This window comes from Nocardia sp. NPDC003726, assembly GCF_053586955.1.
The window spans coordinates 309,056-325,634 of sequence record NZ_JBSFNF010000004.1 but is presented as its reverse complement, the minus strand read 5'-3'; the positions used below and the strand labels follow the sequence as shown (position 1 = coordinate 325,634).

The following is a 16,579-nucleotide window of genomic DNA, read 5'->3' as shown; positions in this document are numbered from 1 at the left end:
TCGCCGGAGCACCGGGTAGGGCCGGATAGGCTCGCCCGGTGCGTACTTCGGCGCGAGAGTTGCTCGAGCAACTGCTCGACAAGGACTCGTTCGTCAGCTGGGACCGGCCGCCGGTGACGGTGGCCGCATCCCCGCAGTACCGCGATGCCTTGCGGAAGGCGGCCGTCGCGGCGGGCACCGACGAATCGGTGCTCACCGGCGAAGGGTTGCTGCGTGGGCGACGGGTGGCCGTGATCGCCTGCGAATTCAGGTTCCTGGCCGGCTCGATCGGCGTGGCCGCGGCCGAGCGGATCGTCTCCGCGGTGGAGCGCGCCACCGAACTCGGTCTGCCGCTGGTCGCGTCGCCGACCTCCGGCGGGACCAGGATGCAGGAGGGCACCGTCGCCTTCGTGCAGATGGTGAAGATCGCAGGCGCCGTGGCGGCACACAAGTCGGCGGGGTATCCCTACGTCGTCTACCTGCGCGATCCCACGATGGGCGGCGTTTTCGCGTCGTGGGGCTCGTTGGGTCACATCACCTTCGCCGAGCCCGGTGCGCTCATCGGGTTCCTCGGCCCTCGGGTTTACCAGGCTCTGTACGGCCGACCTTTTCCGGAAGGCGTGCAGACCGCGGAGAACCTGTATCGGCACGGCGTCATCGACGGCGTGCTGACGATTCCGGTCTTCCGTCGGATCGCGCATCGCGCGCTGAGTGTGCTGAGCGGCACGGAGTTACCGGATCCCGCTACGGGACGCCGGTTTTCCGAGCAGATCGCGGCATCGCAACCGCGGTCGACTCACGATCCTGCTGCGTCTTCCAGATTTGTTGTGCCACAGCATATTCGGTCCGATGCCGAGCGGAATCGTCCTGCGGACGATCGGGTGTGGCAGTCGGTCCTCATCTCCCGCCGCTCACAACGTCCCGGCCTTCGTGAACTGCTTCGTCATGTGACGCAACGGGTTCCGCTCAGCGGCACCGGGCAGGGCGAGTCCGATCGCACCGCCGTGCTCGCCCTCGGCCGTTTCCGCGGGCAGCCGTGCGTCGTGTTCGGCCACGACCGGCGCGGTCAGCAGGGCGAGAACACCATGGGTCCGGCCGCGTTGCGGGAGGCTCGGCGCAGTATGGCGCTTGCTCAGGAATTGCGGCTGCCTCTGGTGCTGGTCATCGATACGGTGGGTGCGGCGCTGTCGAAGGAGGCCGAGGAACGCGGGCTGGCGCCCGAGATCGCCCGCTGCATCGCCGATCTGGTGACGCTGGACACCCCGACCGTTTCGGTGCTGCTCGGCCAGGGCACCGGCGGCGGCGCGCTGGCGCTGCTGCCCGCGGACCGGGTGCTGGCCGCGACGCACGGGTGGCTGGCCCCGCTGCCGCCGGAAGGAGCGAGCGCCATCGTCTTCCGCGACACCGACCATGCGGCGGAACTGGCTGCGGCGCAACGGATCAGCGCCGCCGACCTGCTGGAGGACGGTGTGGTCGACCGGATCGTTCCCGAGCACCCCGACGCGGCCGACGAGCCGATCGACTTCGCCCGCCGGATGGTCGCGGCGATCGCGCGCGAACTGGCGGACTTGCGCGCCCTGCCGGAACCGGAAGTGCGCGCGGCTCGGCACGCGCGTTACCGGCGCCTCGGCCTGCCCGGTATGCCGAGCTGACCGGCGGCGGAGGCGGCACCTCCGCACGGCGCGCCACTGGTTTCTCAGCAAATTGCGGGACAACACACCAGACCGCGTGATTGACGGTTCGCCGCCACACTTCTACCGTCGGAATGTGACCTTCAAAAGCGAGACCAGCACCGTTCCCTCGATCGTGCTGAACGACGGGAACGTGATCCCGCAGCTCGGCTTCGGCGTGTTCCAAGTGCCCGCCGGGGATGTCTTCTCGGTCGTCACCACCGCGCTGGAGGCGGGCTACCGCAGCATCGACACCGCCGCGATCTACGGGAACGAAGAGGGCACCGGCCGCGCGATCCGGGAATCCGGCCTGCCCCGCGAGGAGATCTACGTCACGACCAAGTTGTGGAACTCCGACCAGGGCTACGACTCGACGCTGCGCGCGTTCGACGCCAGTATGCAGCGGCTCGGTCTGGATTACCTCGACCTCTACCTCATCCACTGGCCGGTGGCAGCGGCCGGGCGCTTCGTGGACACCTTCCGCGCCTTCCAAGCGCTGAAGTCGCAGGGCCGGGTGCGGTCGATCGGCGTCTCGAACTTCACGGTGGCGCATCTGCAGCGGCTGATCGCCGAGACCGGGGAGATTCCGGCGGTGAACCAGATCGAGCTGCACCCCCGGCTGGCGCAGCCCGAACTGCGCGAGTTCCATGCCGCCAACGCGATCGCCACCGAGGCGTGGAGCCCACTCGGGCAGGGCACGCTGCTGGCGCAGGACACCATCACGGCGGTCGCCGCCGAGGTCGGTCGTACTCCGGCGCAGGTGATCATCCGCTGGCATCTGCAGCTGGGCAATGTGGTCATCCCGAAGTCGGTGACGCCGTCGCGGATCCGGGAGAATTTCGACGTCTTCGGCTTCGAGCTGACTCCGGAGCAGATGAACGCGATCACCGCGCTGAACACCGGTGCGCGCACCGGAGGGGACCCCGACACGTTCACCATGGGCCTGATCGACTGACGATCCGGGCGGGTGGCCGGTCAGCGCAGCCCGAGGTATCCGGTGAGTTCGTGAGCCGCCGCGCGGCCGGCGCGGTTGGCGCCGATGGTGCTCGCCGACGGTCCGTACCCGATCAGGTGGATGCGCGGATCGGCGGCCACCTGCGTGGCGAGCCGTCCCGTCATGGTGATGCCGCCGCCGGGACCGCGCAGGCGCAGCGGCGCGAGGTGGTCGAGCGCGCTGCGGAACCCGGTGGCCCAGAGGATCACGTCCGCTCGCTGGAAGGTTCCGTCGGCCCACCGCACCCCGTCGGGCTCGATGCGCTCGAACATCGGCAGGCGAGTGAGCGCGCCGCGGGCCCGCGCCGCCCGCAGCCGGTCGTCGAGGGGCAGCCCGGTGACCGATACCACCGATCCCGGCGGCAGCCCGCGCCGCACCCGGTCTTCGACCATCGCGACGGCGGCGCGCCCGGCGGCTTCGGTGAAGTCGCCGTCGCGAAAGCGCGGAGGTGTCCTCGTCACCCAGGTCGTCGTGGTGACCCGGGAGATCTCGTCGAGCAACTGGACCGCCGAGATGCCGCCGCCGACCACCACGACGTGCTCGCCCGCGAATTCCGCGGCGGTGCGGTAGTCGCGGGTGTGCAGCTGGCGGCCGGCGAAGGTCTGCGCCCCGGGATAGTGCGGAACGAACGGATGCTCCCAGGTGCCGGTGCAGTTGATCAGGCCGCGCACCCGGATCCGGCCGGCCGTGTCGGTCTCAGCGTCGAGCACCGGACCGCGCTCGGCGGGGGCGCCTTTCTCCGTGCGATCGCACACCACGGTGACCGATACCTGCCGGTGGACCCGCAGGTCGAACCGTTTCTCGTACAGCTCGTAGTAGTGCGGCACGGCGGATGCCGCCCGCGCGGACGACGAACCGGGCGGCAACGTCTCGGCGAACGACATACCGGGCAGATCGTGCACGCGGTTGACCGTGTCCAGGGTGAGGGAGGGCCAGCGGAACTGCCACGCGCCGCCTGGCCCTGGGGACCGGTCGACGATCAGATAGTGCCGCTCCGGGCGCAGTCCGAGGCGCTGGAGGTGGTATCCGGCCGAGAGTCCCGCCTGACCAGCGCCGATCACCAGGATGTCGAAGTCGGTCGGCACAGCCGGTGATCGTATCGCCCGGCGTGGAACGGGTAGTCCCCTGTGGCAGAGTGAAGAGATCAGACGGACCGTTCAGTCGGGGAGGTCGCATGCTCGGGGTCAGCCGCGATGGTGACGTGGTCACCATCGAACTGCAGCGGGAGGAGCGCCGCAACGCGCTCAATCACGAACTCGTGACACTGCTGCGGGAAGCAGTGCTCGACGCTGTCGCCGACCAGGCACGGGCCATCGTACTGACCGGGCGGGGCCCGGTGTTCAGCGCGGGCGCCGATCTGTCCGGGGTGTACTCCGGCGATTTCCTGTCCGGGTTGCTGGACATGTTGCACGCCATCGAATCGGCGCCGGTCCCGGTGATCTCGGCGATCAACGGCGCGGCGATCGGAGCCGGTGTGCAGCTGGCGCTCGCTTCCGACCTGCGGGTGATCGCGCCGGAGGCCTATATCGCGGTCCCGGCCGCGAAACTGGGCATCACCGTCGATCGGTGGACGGTGCGCAGGCTGGCCGCCTTGATCGGCGGCGGTCCGGCGCGCACGGTGTTGCTGGGAGCCGAGCAGATCTCGGCCGACGATGCCTACGCCTTCGGGTTCGCCAACCGGATCGGCACCGTGGCCGACGCGCAGGCCTGGGCCAAGCACATCGCGGCGCTGGCCCCGCTGTCCCTGCGGCACATGAAGCTGGTGCTCAACGACGACGGAACGCGCGAGCCGGAAACCGCGCAGCAACGCGCGGCGCTGGAGGCCGCGTGGACGAGCGAGGATGCCAAGGAGGGTCGTTTGGCCAGGCAGGAAAAGCGCCCAGCGAAGTTCGTGGGGCGATGATGGACATCAAACGTATCGCGGGCGCGGCGGCGGGTGCGCTCGGCATCAGCTGGCTGGTCCGGGCCGTGTGGGACATCCCGTCGGCCATGGGCGCGTCGATTTCGGCGATCCAGCCGTACGCGATGGGGGCGACGACCTATCGCGATCGGCAGTTCCACAACACCGAGCCCAGTAGCCAGGTGGTCGCCGGTTCGGCTCCCTCGCTCTTGGTCTCGGCGCTGACCCAGCGCAACGTGGGCAGGCCGCGCGGCCGCATCCCGGTACGGATGCCGCAGCAACCGGCCGCGGCGGGCGCTCTCGCCGTCACCTGGTACGGCCACGCCACGACGTTGATCGAGGTCGACGGATACCGGATTCTCACCGATCCGGTGTGGAGCGAGCGGGTTTCGCCATCGCCGCTGGTCGGTCCGGCGCGGATGCATCCGGTGCCGCAACCGCTGGCCGACCTGCCGCCGATCGACGCGGTGCTCATCTCTCACGACCACTACGACCACCTGGACAAGGAGACCGTCCGGGAACTGGTTGCACGCCAGAGCGCGCCGTTCCTCGTTCCGATCGGCATCGGCGCCCACCTGCGGCACTGGGGTGTGCCGGAAGACCGCATCGTCGAATTGGACTGGGGCGGTTCGGTGTCGCTCGCCGAGCTCGGCCGCGACCGCGATGGCGTGGATCTGACGATCACCTGCACGGAGGCGCGGCATTTCTCCGGACGCGGCCTGCTGCGCAACACCACACTGTGGGCGTCGTGGTCGATCGTCGGTCCCGCCAAGCGGGCCTATTTCGGCGGCGACACCGGCTTCACCAAGGCATTCGCCGAGGCGGGCGCGGCGCTCGGGCCGTTCGACCTCACGCTGCTTCCGATCGGGGCCTACGACGAGCGCTGGCCGGATGTGCACATGAATCCCGAGGAGGCGGTGCGGGCACACGCCGACCTGTGCGGCGGGAATCCCGGCCACGGACTGCTGGTGCCCATTCACTGGGCGACGTTCAATCTGGCCTTCCACGGCTGGTCGGAGCCGGTCACGCGGATGGTGGCCGCGGCGCGGGAGGCGGGCACCGCTGTCGCGGTGCCGATGCCGGGGCAGCGTCTCGACCCGTCGAGCGCCCCATCCGCGGATTCCTGGTGGGAGAATATCGGCTGAACGACTCCGGACAACGGCGACAGGAAGGATCACGGCGATGAGCTTCGCGGATACGGTCAAGGGCCTGGTCGACAAGGGGAAGGACGCGGCGGCCAAGAACGCCGACAAGATCAACAACGCGGTCGACAAGGCCGGTGACTTCATCGACCAGAAGACACACGGCAAGTACTCGGACAAGATCGCCAAGGGCAAGGAGGCCGCCAAGAAGGTGGTCCCGCCGGATCAGTCCGGGCCGCACGCCTGAGCCCGCGGCGGAGGCCACGTCGTGGCCTCCGCCGCTACACTTCGGATATGGCGGCCCGCCGCGAGTTCGGTGGTATCGAGGTTGAGCTGAGCAACCTCGAAAAGGTGCTGTACCCGGCCACCGGAACGACCAAAGGCGCGGTGATCGCCTACTATTCGGCCATCGCGCCCGCCATGCTGCCGCACATCGCCGGGCGGGCGGTCACCCGGAAACGCTGGCCCAACGGGGTCGACGAACCCTCCTTCTTCGAGAAGAATCTTCCGTCGCACGCGCCATCCTGGATCGAGCGGCGCACCCTGCGTCATTCCGACCGCAAAGTCGTCTATCCGCTGATCGATTCAGAAGCGGGGCTGGCGTGGCTGGCACAGCAGGCCGCGCTGGAAGTGCATGTGCCGCAATGGCGTTTCGACGGCGACGGCATGGGTCCGGCGACCAGGCTGGTGTTCGACCTCGACCCCGGCCCGGGAGCAGGGCTGGCCGAATGCGCCGAGGTGGCGCTCGCCGTGCGTGAGATGGTCGAGGGCATCGGACTGCACGCCTACCCGGTGACCAGCGGTAGCAAGGGGATTCATCTCTACGTGCCGCTGGATCGCGTGCTGAGTTCCGACGGCGCGTCCACGGTGGCGAAACAAGTGGCGACGAATCTGCAGCGGCTGCACCCGGCCTTGGTGACGGCGACGATGGCGAAGGCGGCGCGCGGCGGCAAGGTCTTCCTCGACTGGAGTCAGAACAATCCGGCCAAGACCACCATCGCGCCCTACTCGATGCGGGGGAGGGCGGAGCCGAACGTCGCCGCCCCGCGCACCTGGAAAGAGATCGAGAACCGGAAGAAGCTGCGGCATCTGCGGTTCGACGAGGTGCTGGCCAGGTACCGATCCGACGGCGACCTGCTCGCCGAACTGGATCCACCGCTGGCACCGGACGACTCGTCCGCGCCGGACGCGTTGACGAAGTATCGGTCGATGCGCGATCCGTCCCGCACGCCCGAGCCCGTTCCCGCTCAGTCGCCGGCGCCGGGGGAGAACAACCGCTATGTCGTGCAGGAGCATCATGCGCGGCGCCTGCACTGGGACGTGCGCCTGGAGCGCGACGGGGTGCTGGTGTCGTGGGCGGTGCCCAAAGGCCCGCCGACCTCGCCCGACCAGAACCGCCTCGCCGTGCACACCGAGGACCATCCGATGGAGTACCTCGACTTCCACGGCGCCATCCCGAAGGGCGAGTACGGCGGCGGGGAGATGACGATCTGGGACTCCGGCACCTACGAGACCGAGAAGTGGCGCGACGACGAAGTCATCGTGCAGTTCCACGGCAAGCGGCTCAACGGCCGGTACGCGCTGATCCAGACCAACGGCAACCAGTGGTTGATGCATCTGATGCGCGCGCGCAACGGAGCCGAACCGCAAGAGGAGCCGGACGAGCCGCCGAGCCGGATCATCCGTCCACCGAACGGACCCGCGACGTTTCCGCGCGGCCTGTCTCCGATGCTCGCTACGCTCGGCGACGTCACCGAACTCGGCGCCGACGAGTGGTGCTTCGAGACCAAGTGGGACGGCTTCCGGCTGATCGCCGAGATCGACAACGGTGCGCTGACGTTGCGCAGCCGGGCGGGGAACGTGGTGACCGACCGCTATCCCCGCATCGGGGCGTTGCGGCGGGAGCTGTCCGGGCATCAGGTGGTGCTGGACGGCGAGGCCGTTGTCTTCGACGATCACGATGTCGCGAACCTCGGCCTGCTGCAGGCCGACGCGGCGCGGGCGGTGTTCGTCGCGTTCGACGTGCTGTACCTGGACGGCACGTCGCTGCTGCGCAAACGATATTCCGATCGCCGCAGGGTGCTCGAGGCGCTCGCGGCGAACGCGCCGTCGCTGGTGGTGCCGCCGCGGCTGGACGGCTCGGGCGCCGACGCCCTGCGCTACAGCCAGCAGCGCGGGCTCGAGGGCGTGGTCGCGAAGCGAAAGGATTCGGTGTACTTGCCGGGCAAGCGCGGGCACGCCTGGGTGAAGCAGCGCAACTGGCGCACCCAGCGGGTGCTGATCGGCGGGTGGCGGCGCAGCGGAGCTCGGGAGTTCAAGTCGCTGCTGATCGGCATACCCCACGACGGCCTGCTGTACTACGTCGGGCGGGTCGGCACCGGCTTCAGCGAGCCGGACATGCGCGAGCTGGCCGCGCGGCTGCGCAAGCTGGAACGCAAGACCTCGCCGTTCGACAACGAACTCACCGCCGAGGAACGCAAGGAAGCGGTGTGGGTGACGCCGAAACTCGGTGGCACCGTGCGTTTCATGAATTGGACCGAGGCGGGCCGGCTGTGGCACCCGGCATGGCTCGGCCCGGCCCCCGGCGCTGGGTAGGGTTGTGGCGCGGTTGTTCTCAGCGCGACAACGAGGAGTGCACGGTGGACTTCAAGAACCTGGCGGGCAAGGCGATGGACCTGGCGCAGAAGAACGCGGACAAGCTGGACGCGGTCATCGACAGGGCGGGCGACCTGGTCGACGAGAAGACGGGCAACAAGTACTCCAGCCAGGTGGACGCCGCCCAGGACGCGGCCAAGAAGGCCCTGCGGGAGCAGTGAGCGTCGACCGGGACCAGGCGCGGGCCTGGTCCCGGTCTCAGGGTCAGTCGGCGCCCGCGAGCAGCGGGGTGATGGTCGCGATGTCGGTCACCAGCGCGTGGCCTTGGAACTCGAAATCCGCGTAAGCGCGCGCCATGGCGTCCTTGTCCCGGCCGCCGACCGCGTCGCTGATCACCACGGGAACGAATCCGAGATCGGTGGAATGCGTGACCGTGGGCGCGATGCCGATCTCCAGAGCGACACCCGCGATCGCGTACGCGCCGATACGCAGGTCGCGCAGCATCGAGGCCAGCGGAGTGCCTTCGAAGGCCGACATCGACGTTTTGTCGAACACCACCTCGTCGGCGCGCGGCCGCAGTTCGGGCACCAGCTCGAAGGCCGGGGTGTCGCGCTGGAGGATGAAGCGCACCTTGTCCACCGAATCCACCTGCTGCCAGTTCATGGCCATGCGCAGCGCGAAAGTCCCGCTGAGCCGTTCGGGCAAGAAGAAGTGGCGGAGGAAGACCACCGGGTAGCCGCCGGAGCGCGCCGCGTCGACCACCCCCGCCACCCGCTCGATGATCTCCTGGCCGTCCGGCAACTGACTGAGCACACCGACCTGCATGTCGTAGACGATCACCGCCATCCGGTCCGGCGCGCACACGTCGGCGAGTCCTTCCGGGATGTCCAGTCCGTTGCCATGCCGCATGCTCGGCTACTCCTCTTCGTCGCGCTCGCGCTGCGGGCGCCGGTCGCGCCGGGCAGCTATTCGCTTGCGCCGGGGGCGTTTTGGCCAACACTGTAACCAGCCGGGCGGACAACAGCGGCGGTGGGTGTGACCTGCGATCGACCGTTGCCGGGCCGGTCGGCCCGGCAGTACCGTTGAAGCAGGTAGGCCAGCTGCCGGCGCCGCCAGTGCCGGGACACTCGCCGCCTCGCCCGGACTGGGGAGGCCCTGATGAAGGTTGTTCACGCGGCGCCTGTCATCGCGCAGGCGAGCGACCATCTTGTGCGAACGACGATCCCGCGGGTCGTGCTATCCGTGTTGCTCGTGCTGGCAGCCTGTCTGGCCGCCGCCCCCGCGGCACACGCCGAGCTACCGCCGCCCGATCTGGACCCGTTCTACGCCGCTCCCGCCGATCTCGCCGCGTACCCCGACGGCGCCGTGCTGGACTCCCGGCCCATCGCGTTGTTCGGGTTGCCCCTGCCGATTTCGGCGTGGCAGGTGAAGTACCGGAGCACCGACTCGAGCGACGAGCCCGTCGCCGACGTGGCGACCGTGCTGGTCCCAATGCTGCCGTGGTTCGGTCCCGGCGCTCGGCCTCTGCTGTCGTATCAGGTGCCGGAGGACAGTCTCGGCACCCGATGCGCGCCGTCGTTCGCGCTGCGCGGCGGCTGGGACACCGGTGCGGTGAACACGCTGATCGACACCCCGTTCATGGCCGAGGCGCTGCGGCGCGGGTGGGCGGTGGTGGCCAGTGACTACGAGGGGCCGCGGTCGCGGTTCCTGGACGGTGTGAACTCGGGCCGCGGCGTGCTCGACGGCATCCGGGCGGCACGTGATCTGCCGCAAGCCGGGCTCGGGCCCGCGACACCCATCGGCGCGTGGGGCTACTCCGGCGGTGCGTTCGCCACGCTGTGGGCCGCGCAGATGCAGCCGTGGTACGCGCCGGACATCCGGTTCGCCGGCATCACTTCCGGGGGGATTCCGGCGGATTGGCCTGCCATAGCGCGCGACGCGGACGGCACGGTGCAGGCCGGGCTGGCGTTGCTCATCCTGTTCGCGCTTGCCCGCAACGATTACGGGACGGGCGTGCTGGACTTGCTCAACGAGCAGGGGCGCGCGGCGCTGGCGGCGAACGGCGCGGCCTGCGGGTCCGATCTGGTGCCGATCTACGCCGGCGCGCGGATCGCCGACTTCACCGCCGTGGCGGATGTGTTCGCGCACCCGGATTTCCGTGCCGCCACCGATGCCCAGGAACTCGGCGGCAGCGCGCCGGAGGCGCCGATGTACCTGTATCACAGCCGCACCGACGACGTGATTCCCGTGGCCGGCTTCACCGACCTGGTCGGCCGGTACTGCGCGCAGGGCGCGACCCTCACCTCGGTGCACTCGATGCTGCCCACGCACAACCCGGCGGCGATCGGTGAGGCGCCGGGCGCGATGAACTTTCTCGCCGACCGGTTCGCCGGTCTGCCGGTGGCTCCTGGATGCCGCGAGCGATAAGGGGACCGGCGCGCGACGGCTCCGGACCGGTTGGGTGATCTCGCGCGGCGTTGCCGCTGACCGCGCACAAACGAAAGCGCACCGAACCGCTTGCCGATTCGGTGCGCGTCGTGCCGAGGTCGCCGGTCAGTTCTGCGGACGCCCGGTGGTGTCCATCCATTTGGTGGTGCCGGGCGGGGCGGCCAGCGTGCTGATCAGATCGATACCGGCGATGATCAGCGCCGGCCCGCCGACGACGATCGTGCCGATGATGCCGCCGATGCCCGCACCGGCGACCACGGTGCCGATCCCGATGGGACCGCCGATCAGGCCGGTCAATCCGACGAGCGCGCCGATGACGGTGCCGATGAACCCGCCGACCGCGGTGGCGATGCCGAACTGCGAGAGGAACGCGTCCATCGCGCGCTGGTTCTCGAACGGCGACGCGACCGGCGTCGCCACCGGGCGGGCCTGCGCCGCGTCCTTGACCACGGTCAGTTCCAGCACGCGGCCCGCGTCCCGCACCACGTGCGCCATGGGATATTCGAGCCCGTCCTGTCGGAAGGCGAGCGGCAGCGTGACCGCGACGTTGCCGGCGGCGTCCTTGATGTCCACGGCGTCACCGCGCACGTCGAACGTGCCCGCGGTGAGTGTCGTGACGATCTTGTCGCCGACCAGCTGGGCTTCGTACCCGATATCGGGCACCGGCGCCGCAGCCGGTTCCGCGTGCACGACGCCTGCCCCGACCGCGAGCGCGGCGACCAGTGGAGCGGCGGCGGCGGTGACTCTCCGGAGAATCATTTCTCGGTTTCCAATCTTCATCAGGTTTCAAGCATTAGAGAACGCGGCACACGCCGAAATTCCTTCCCCCGCCGACGTGTACATCCGTGATGTGATCCAAAATACAGTTACTTCCGAGTGATAACTGTACTGTGGCCCAGGGGGTTTGGGACACGGATTCAGAGGGTAATCCTCCTCCTTTTGCCGAGCCTGGCGATATAGCAATTTGCTATTTCAGGGCCCCGATTCGAGGGGTTCAGGCGGTGCCGGTTGGCCTCCGTGTCGGGGCGTGTAGATGCATGCCTCGTAGTTGGGCATAAATCTCGAATCATTCATATCGCGTCGCGCATAGACGTAAGTCGCGGTAAGTCAAGGGCTTTCGCTGGCACTACGCGCGGGGCGGAGAGGATTGCGCGGTTTTGGTGTTCGACTGCGCACCCGGAGACTCGCGTGGTGGTACCGATCGGTCCCGGTTCGCCGCAATGGGGTCGGCCCGCTGCGCGTTGGAGACGTCAACCCTGTGCGCGAGGCGGGTCTGGGGGTTGCCCGCGGAGAGTTTTCGATGGATACCACTCAGTCTGCAAATGGTCAGCGAATTGGTTGGCCGTAATTTCCCGGTGACCATTAGGGGCCGCTACCGACCGAGGCCCGGTTCGGACCCCGCATTTGCGCGCCCGCGCTCACAGCGCGATGTGCAGCGCGATGGAGCCGAGGCAGACGCCGACGACCAGCGCGAGCGCCACCGCGTCACGCAGGCCGGGTGCGCTGGGACGGGCGGTGAGCTGCCCGGTGCCGCCGCGCGCGGTGATCGCCTCACCCAGTTCTCCGGCGCGGCGGGTGGACACCGCCATGGCCGCGGTGAGGATGTCGATGAGCGGGTTGTCGGCCGCGCGGGCGATCATCATGCGGTCCTTGGGCCGGAGCCTGCGAGCGGCGCGCAGTACCCGGATCTCCTCCATGAGCAGCGGCAGACCGCGGAAGGTCAGCGCGACCACGACAGCCCATTCGTCCACCGGCACCCTGAGCCGGCGCAACGGCGCGCCGAGCTTGGCCAGGGCGGGCGCGATGTCGCCCATCGGCGTGGTCCACGCGATGAGGAAGGAGGCCGCCACCAGGATCAGGCCGAAGAACAGCACCTGGGCATAGCGCAGCACGGCCGTGCCCCCGACCGGCACGTTGATCACGGCTCCCGCGACGAGCAGCGCCCAGAACCACCACGGCAGCCGCGGCACCGTGCCCAGCGGCAACCTGGCGACCGCGCCGACCAGCACCAGGAACGCCGCCATCACACCGAGCACCGGCCAGGACGGCAGGAACATCAGCAGCAGGCTGATCAGGAACACCCCGATCATCTTCGTGCCCGCCCACAACCGATGGACCGGGCTGTCGACCGGGACTTGGCGCAGCAGAACGGTGCTCATCATCGACCTCCGTGCTCGAACCGCCACGCGGTTTCGCCGTGCGCGCGCACCGAGCGGGGACCGGAATCGGCTCGCGCGGCGGAGTCGCTCGGCGCCTGCGCCGTCTGGCGCGCGGACTCCGCACCCAGAATGCGCCCCGACCGCAGCTGCACCGTCCGGTCGCACACCGCAGCCATGTCGGCCACGTCGTGGGAGATGACGATCAGCGTCAAGCCGGCATCCCGCAACCGCGCGAGCAACTCGACGATGTCGGCCCGGCCCTCCGGGTCGAGACCGGCCAGCGGCTCGTCGAGCACGACCACTTGGGGGTGACTGGCCACGATCGCCGCGAGCACCACCCGCTTGGCTTGGCCGCCGCTGAGTTCTTCGATCGAGCGCGCGGCCAGCGCGCGGTCCAGCCCCACCGCGTCCAGCGCTCGGCCGACGGCCCCGGAGCCGGTCGCGCGACCGCCCCAGTCCGCGATCTCCTCGCCGACGGTCTGCTTCTGTAATTGCAGGCGAGAATGCTGGAAGGCGAGTCCAACCCGTCCGATCTGCTTGCCGATCGGCTTCCCTTGCAGCTCGCATCGGCCCGAACTCGGTTCGATCAGGCCCGCCATGATCCACGCGAGGGTGGATTTGCCCGAGCCGTTCCCGCCGACGATGAGCAGGGCCTCGCCTTGGCGCACGGACAGATCGACGCCGTGCAGGGCGGGCGCTTCCCACGGCGTCGCGCGGTTGTAGGTGTGGCGGACGTCGCGTAATTCGAGGATCGGCGCGCCCATCGGCCTGCGTCGCTGATCCCGCGCCGGACGCGGCCACGCGGGCAGGTGCGCGACGGTGCCTCCCCCGGCCAGGTGCACCACCCGGTCGGCGACCGCGGCGTCGGCCTCGTGATGGGTCACCAGCACCACGGCCATCCCGTGGCGTTTCGGCAGCTCGGCCAGCAGGTCCACCAGTTCCCGCCGCCCGTCCGGATCGATCATCGAGGTCGCCTCGTCGGCGATCAGCAGCGCGGGACGCCGGGCCAGCGCGGCGGCGACCGCCAGTCGCTGTTGCTGTCCGCCGGAGAGCGTCGCGGTCTCCTTCGCTCCCATTCCGGCGAGCCCCACCTCGCCGAGAAGTGCGTCCACATCCACCTCGGCGGCGAGTTCGGCGGGCAGCCCCCACACGACGTCGTCGGCGACGAGCACCCCGAGGGTCTGGCTCTCCGGCCGCTGCAGGACCAGGGCCGTCCCGCCGAGCTTGCCGAGCCCGGCCGACCCGGGCCGCCGCACCGATCCCGAGGTGGGCGGCAGCCCTGCCAGCAAGCGGGTCAGGGTCGACTTGCCCGAACCGTTGTGCCCGACCACGGCGACGAACTCGCCGACATCGACGGTCAGGTCGATGCCGCGCAGCGCATCGCGCGCCGCTCCCGGATAGCGGAAGCCCGCGTCGTCAAGCGTGACCGGAAGCGGGGCGACGGGCCGGTCGTCGAGCGGTGCGTCCAGCCGGTCCCGGCCGGGCAGCCAAGCCAGCCGATCCAGCACCGAACCGAGGACGTACCAGGAGAAGACGCCGGTGGCCACCATGCCCAGCGCGACGCTGCCGCCGATCCACGCCCACCACCAGTGCAGCACCGAATCGGTCAGGTCCGCGGCGAGCCGGCCAAGCGGCGCCAACTGCTCCAGGCGCGCCGCGAGATCCTGCACGCCGCGCGAGGCGTTGCGGATGTTGTCGAACAGCAGCTCGCGGGTGGTGGACATCAGCGCGAGCGATCCGACGGCGAACCCCGCCCAGGCCAGTCCGGCGAGCACCGAGAGGCCGAACGCGGTGACGATCCCGCCGCCGCGCCGCTTGACGACGCCGATGATCCCGCCCACGGTGGCCGACGCGACCAGCGCCGTCGCGGACGCGACGCCGGCGGCGACGAAGGTGACCAGCGTCGCCGCGATCGTCGCGGTGACCAGGGCGCGCAGCCGGAAGCGGTGCGCGATCAGCCCGATCGGGACCGCGCCGACCAGTTGCAGCGCGGCGGCGAACGGGATGACCGATCCGATGGTCACCAGCCCGACGGCGGCTCCGCCGAGCACGGCGCCGGTGGCCAACTCGATCGGACGCAGCGGACCGCGCACATCCGATCCGCCCGGACGGGCCAGTTCATTCACAGCACAAGTCTGCCAGCCCGGCGGGCGGTGGCGGGCCGAGGTGAATCCGGGCGGGGCGCGTTCGTCACGAGACGGGCGTGAGGGTGTAGTGCCGTGGGTCGAAGCGACGGGTGCGGCGGCGGTAGCTCGTCTGCGAGCCCGGCCAGTTGTTGGTGATGCGGCCGGCGGAGTTGCGGTACCAGCTCGAGCAGAAGTTCCACGGGGTGCGGTCGAGACGCCGCTGGAGGGCGGTGTTGTAGTCCTCTTCCAGGTCGGCGCGGACGTCGACGCAATGGCCGGGGTGGTCGGCGAGCCACCGCACGGCCTGGCGGATGTAGCGGGTCTGCGACTCGATCATGTAGATGATCGAGCCGACGCCGAGATTGGTGTTCGGCCCGTAGACCAGGAAGAAATTCGGGAAGTCCGGCACCGTGATCCCGTAATACGCGTGTGCGCCGTCGGCCCATGCGTCGGCCAGCCTGCGTCCGCTGCGGCCCCAGATCTCCATCGGCCAGAGGAACTCCGTGCCTTTGAAACCGGTGCCGTAGATGATCACGTCGACTTCGTGCGTCGTCCCGTCGGCGGTGCGTACGCCGGCCGGGGTGATCTCGGTGATCGCGGTGGTCTCCACCCGCACGTTGGGCTGGGTGAGCGCGGGGTAGTAGTCGTTGGAGAACAGCGCGCGTTTGCACCCGATCGGATAGTCCGGGGTGAGTTCGGCCCGCAGCTGCGGGTCTTCGACCTGTTCGGCGAGGTGCCGGGAGGCGATGCGGGCCACCCAGCGGGCGATGGCGGGAACCTCCACCAACCCCAGCGAGACGATCTCCGCGATCGACCACCACCCGAACCGTTCGATCAGCAGCGCGCCCGGCACCCGCGCGAACAGGTTGTGCTGGATCGGCGAGTAGTCGGTGTCGAACTTCGGGATCACCCAGGCCGGTGTGCGCTGGAACAGCGTGAGCCGGGCGACCTCGGGCTGGATCTCCGGGATGTACTGCACGGCGCTGGCCCCGGTGCCGACGCAGGCGACGCGTTTGCCGCGCAGGTCGACGTCGTGGTCCCACTCGGCCGAATGGAAGTACGGGCCGGTGAAGGTGTCGATGCCGGGGATGGCGGGCAGGGACGGACGCGACAACTGGCCCACCGCCGAGATCAGCACGTCGACGACCCAGGTCCTCCCGTCGGCGGCCCGGACGGTCCACCGGCCGGTGGCGTCGTCGAATTCGGCGTCGCTGACGCTGGTGCCGAAGCGGATCGCCGACAGCACGCCGTGGCGTTCGGCGACGCCGCGCAGATAGGAATGGATGGCGGTGCGCCCCGAGTACCGCTGCGGCCAGTCCGGCTTGGGTTCGAACGAGAACGAGTACAGCGGAGAGGGGACGTCGCAGGCCGCGCCGGGGTAGGTGTTCTCCCGCCAGACCCCGCCGATGTCGGCCGCCCGCTCCAGGATGGTGATGTCCTCGAAGCCGTTGCGACGCAGCTCGATCGCCATGCCGATGCCGCCGAAGCCGGCGCCGATGACGAGAATCGATGGCCGATTGCGCGCTGACATGTGAGACTCCTCACTGCGACCGTAGCTCACTCCAC

The 16,579-nt window shown here is 69.6% G+C and carries 14 protein-coding genes; 8 read left to right on the top strand and 6 right to left on the bottom strand.

Annotated elements, in window-relative coordinates; translation table 11 throughout:
• The first annotated feature begins 38 nt into the window (after nt 1–38).
• Together ACWDMM_RS07865 and ACWDMM_RS07860 are read left to right on the top strand one after the other, a co-directional pair.
• Complete coding sequence (locus ACWDMM_RS07865; protein WP_449936621.1) at nt 39–1,631, top strand: carboxyl transferase domain-containing protein; 1,593 nt, start codon at nt 39–41, stop codon at nt 1,629–1,631.
• A gap of 115 nt (nt 1,632–1,746) precedes the next feature.
• Nucleotides 1,747–2,604, top strand: a complete 858-nt coding sequence (locus ACWDMM_RS07860) for an aldo/keto reductase (RefSeq protein ID WP_195078256.1) — start codon at nt 1,747–1,749, stop codon at nt 2,602–2,604.
• Between the two features lie 20 nt (nt 2,605–2,624).
• Here the strand turns inward: ACWDMM_RS07860 and ACWDMM_RS07855 are convergent, their stop codons facing one another.
• Nucleotides 2,625–3,728, bottom strand: a complete 1,104-nt coding sequence (locus tag ACWDMM_RS07855) for an NAD(P)-binding domain-containing protein (RefSeq protein WP_195078257.1) — start codon at nt 3,726–3,728, stop codon at nt 2,625–2,627.
• A gap of 89 nt (nt 3,729–3,817) precedes the next feature.
• On the opposite strand from ACWDMM_RS07855, the gene ACWDMM_RS07850 reads away from it, so the two are divergent.
• From ACWDMM_RS07850 to ACWDMM_RS07830, 5 genes are read left to right on the top strand one after another with little or no spacing between them, the layout of a single operon-like run.
• On the top strand, nt 3,818–4,546 hold the full coding sequence (locus tag ACWDMM_RS07850) for an enoyl-CoA hydratase (protein ID WP_195078258.1): 729 nt from the start codon (nt 3,818–3,820) through the stop codon (nt 4,544–4,546).
• Nucleotides 4,546–5,688 (top strand): MBL fold metallo-hydrolase, encoded by a 1,143-nt coding sequence (locus tag ACWDMM_RS07845; RefSeq protein WP_195078259.1) that lies wholly within the window; start codon nt 4,546–4,548, stop codon nt 5,686–5,688. The genes ACWDMM_RS07850 and ACWDMM_RS07845 overlap by 1 nt, the downstream gene beginning before the upstream one ends.
• 37 nt (nt 5,689–5,725) lie before the next feature.
• Complete coding sequence (locus ACWDMM_RS07840) at nt 5,726–5,932, top strand: antitoxin (protein WP_067795782.1); 207 nt, start codon at nt 5,726–5,728, stop codon at nt 5,930–5,932.
• Nucleotides 5,933–5,979: 47 nt separating this feature from the next.
• A complete protein-coding gene (locus ACWDMM_RS07835; RefSeq protein WP_195078260.1) occupies nt 5,980–8,280 on the top strand; it encodes an ATP-dependent DNA ligase in 2,301 nt (766 codons plus the stop codon).
• A 44-nt stretch (nt 8,281–8,324) separates the two neighbouring features.
• Entirely contained in the window at nt 8,325–8,501 is a 177-nt protein-coding gene (locus ACWDMM_RS07830) for an antitoxin (RefSeq protein WP_449936615.1), read from the top strand.
• 43 nt (nt 8,502–8,544) lie between these two features.
• Here ACWDMM_RS07830 and ACWDMM_RS07825 read toward each other — a convergent pair whose 3' ends face one another.
• Nucleotides 8,545–9,189: a cysteine hydrolase family protein gene (locus ACWDMM_RS07825; protein WP_195078261.1), complete on the bottom strand. Its 645-nt coding sequence runs from the start codon at nt 9,187–9,189 to the stop codon at nt 8,545–8,547.
• A 249-nt stretch (nt 9,190–9,438) separates the two neighbouring features.
• Between ACWDMM_RS07825 and ACWDMM_RS07820 the strand changes: the two genes are divergently transcribed.
• On the top strand, nt 9,439–10,707 hold the full coding sequence (locus tag ACWDMM_RS07820) for a lipase family protein (protein ID WP_449936611.1): 1,269 nt from the start codon (nt 9,439–9,441) through the stop codon (nt 10,705–10,707).
• Nucleotides 10,708–10,833: 126 nt separating this feature from the next.
• On the opposite strand, the gene ACWDMM_RS07815 is transcribed toward ACWDMM_RS07820, so the two are convergent.
• From ACWDMM_RS07815 to ACWDMM_RS07800, 4 genes are all read right to left on the bottom strand, one after another.
• Nucleotides 10,834–11,487 (bottom strand): ammonium transporter, encoded by a 654-nt coding sequence (locus tag ACWDMM_RS07815; RefSeq protein WP_195078263.1) that lies wholly within the window; start codon nt 11,485–11,487, stop codon nt 10,834–10,836.
• Nucleotides 11,488–12,146: 659 nt separating this feature from the next.
• The gene (locus ACWDMM_RS07810) at nt 12,147–12,887 is read right to left on the bottom strand and encodes an energy-coupling factor transporter transmembrane component T family protein (protein ID WP_449936608.1); all 741 of its coding nucleotides are present in this window, start codon (nt 12,885–12,887) and stop codon (nt 12,147–12,149) included.
• Nucleotides 12,887–15,013 carry an ABC transporter ATP-binding protein gene (locus ACWDMM_RS07805; protein ID WP_449936605.1) on the bottom strand — a complete coding sequence of 709 codons (2,127 nt, stop codon included), beginning with the start codon at nt 15,011–15,013 and terminating at the stop codon, nt 12,887–12,889. Before ACWDMM_RS07805 ends, ACWDMM_RS07810 begins: the two co-directional genes overlap by 1 nt.
• Before the next feature lie 64 nt (nt 15,014–15,077).
• Nucleotides 15,078–16,544 carry a flavin-containing monooxygenase gene (locus ACWDMM_RS07800; protein WP_449936602.1) on the bottom strand — a complete coding sequence of 489 codons (1,467 nt, stop codon included), beginning with the start codon at nt 16,542–16,544 and terminating at the stop codon, nt 15,078–15,080.
• Between the last annotated feature and the right edge of the window lie 35 nt (nt 16,545–16,579).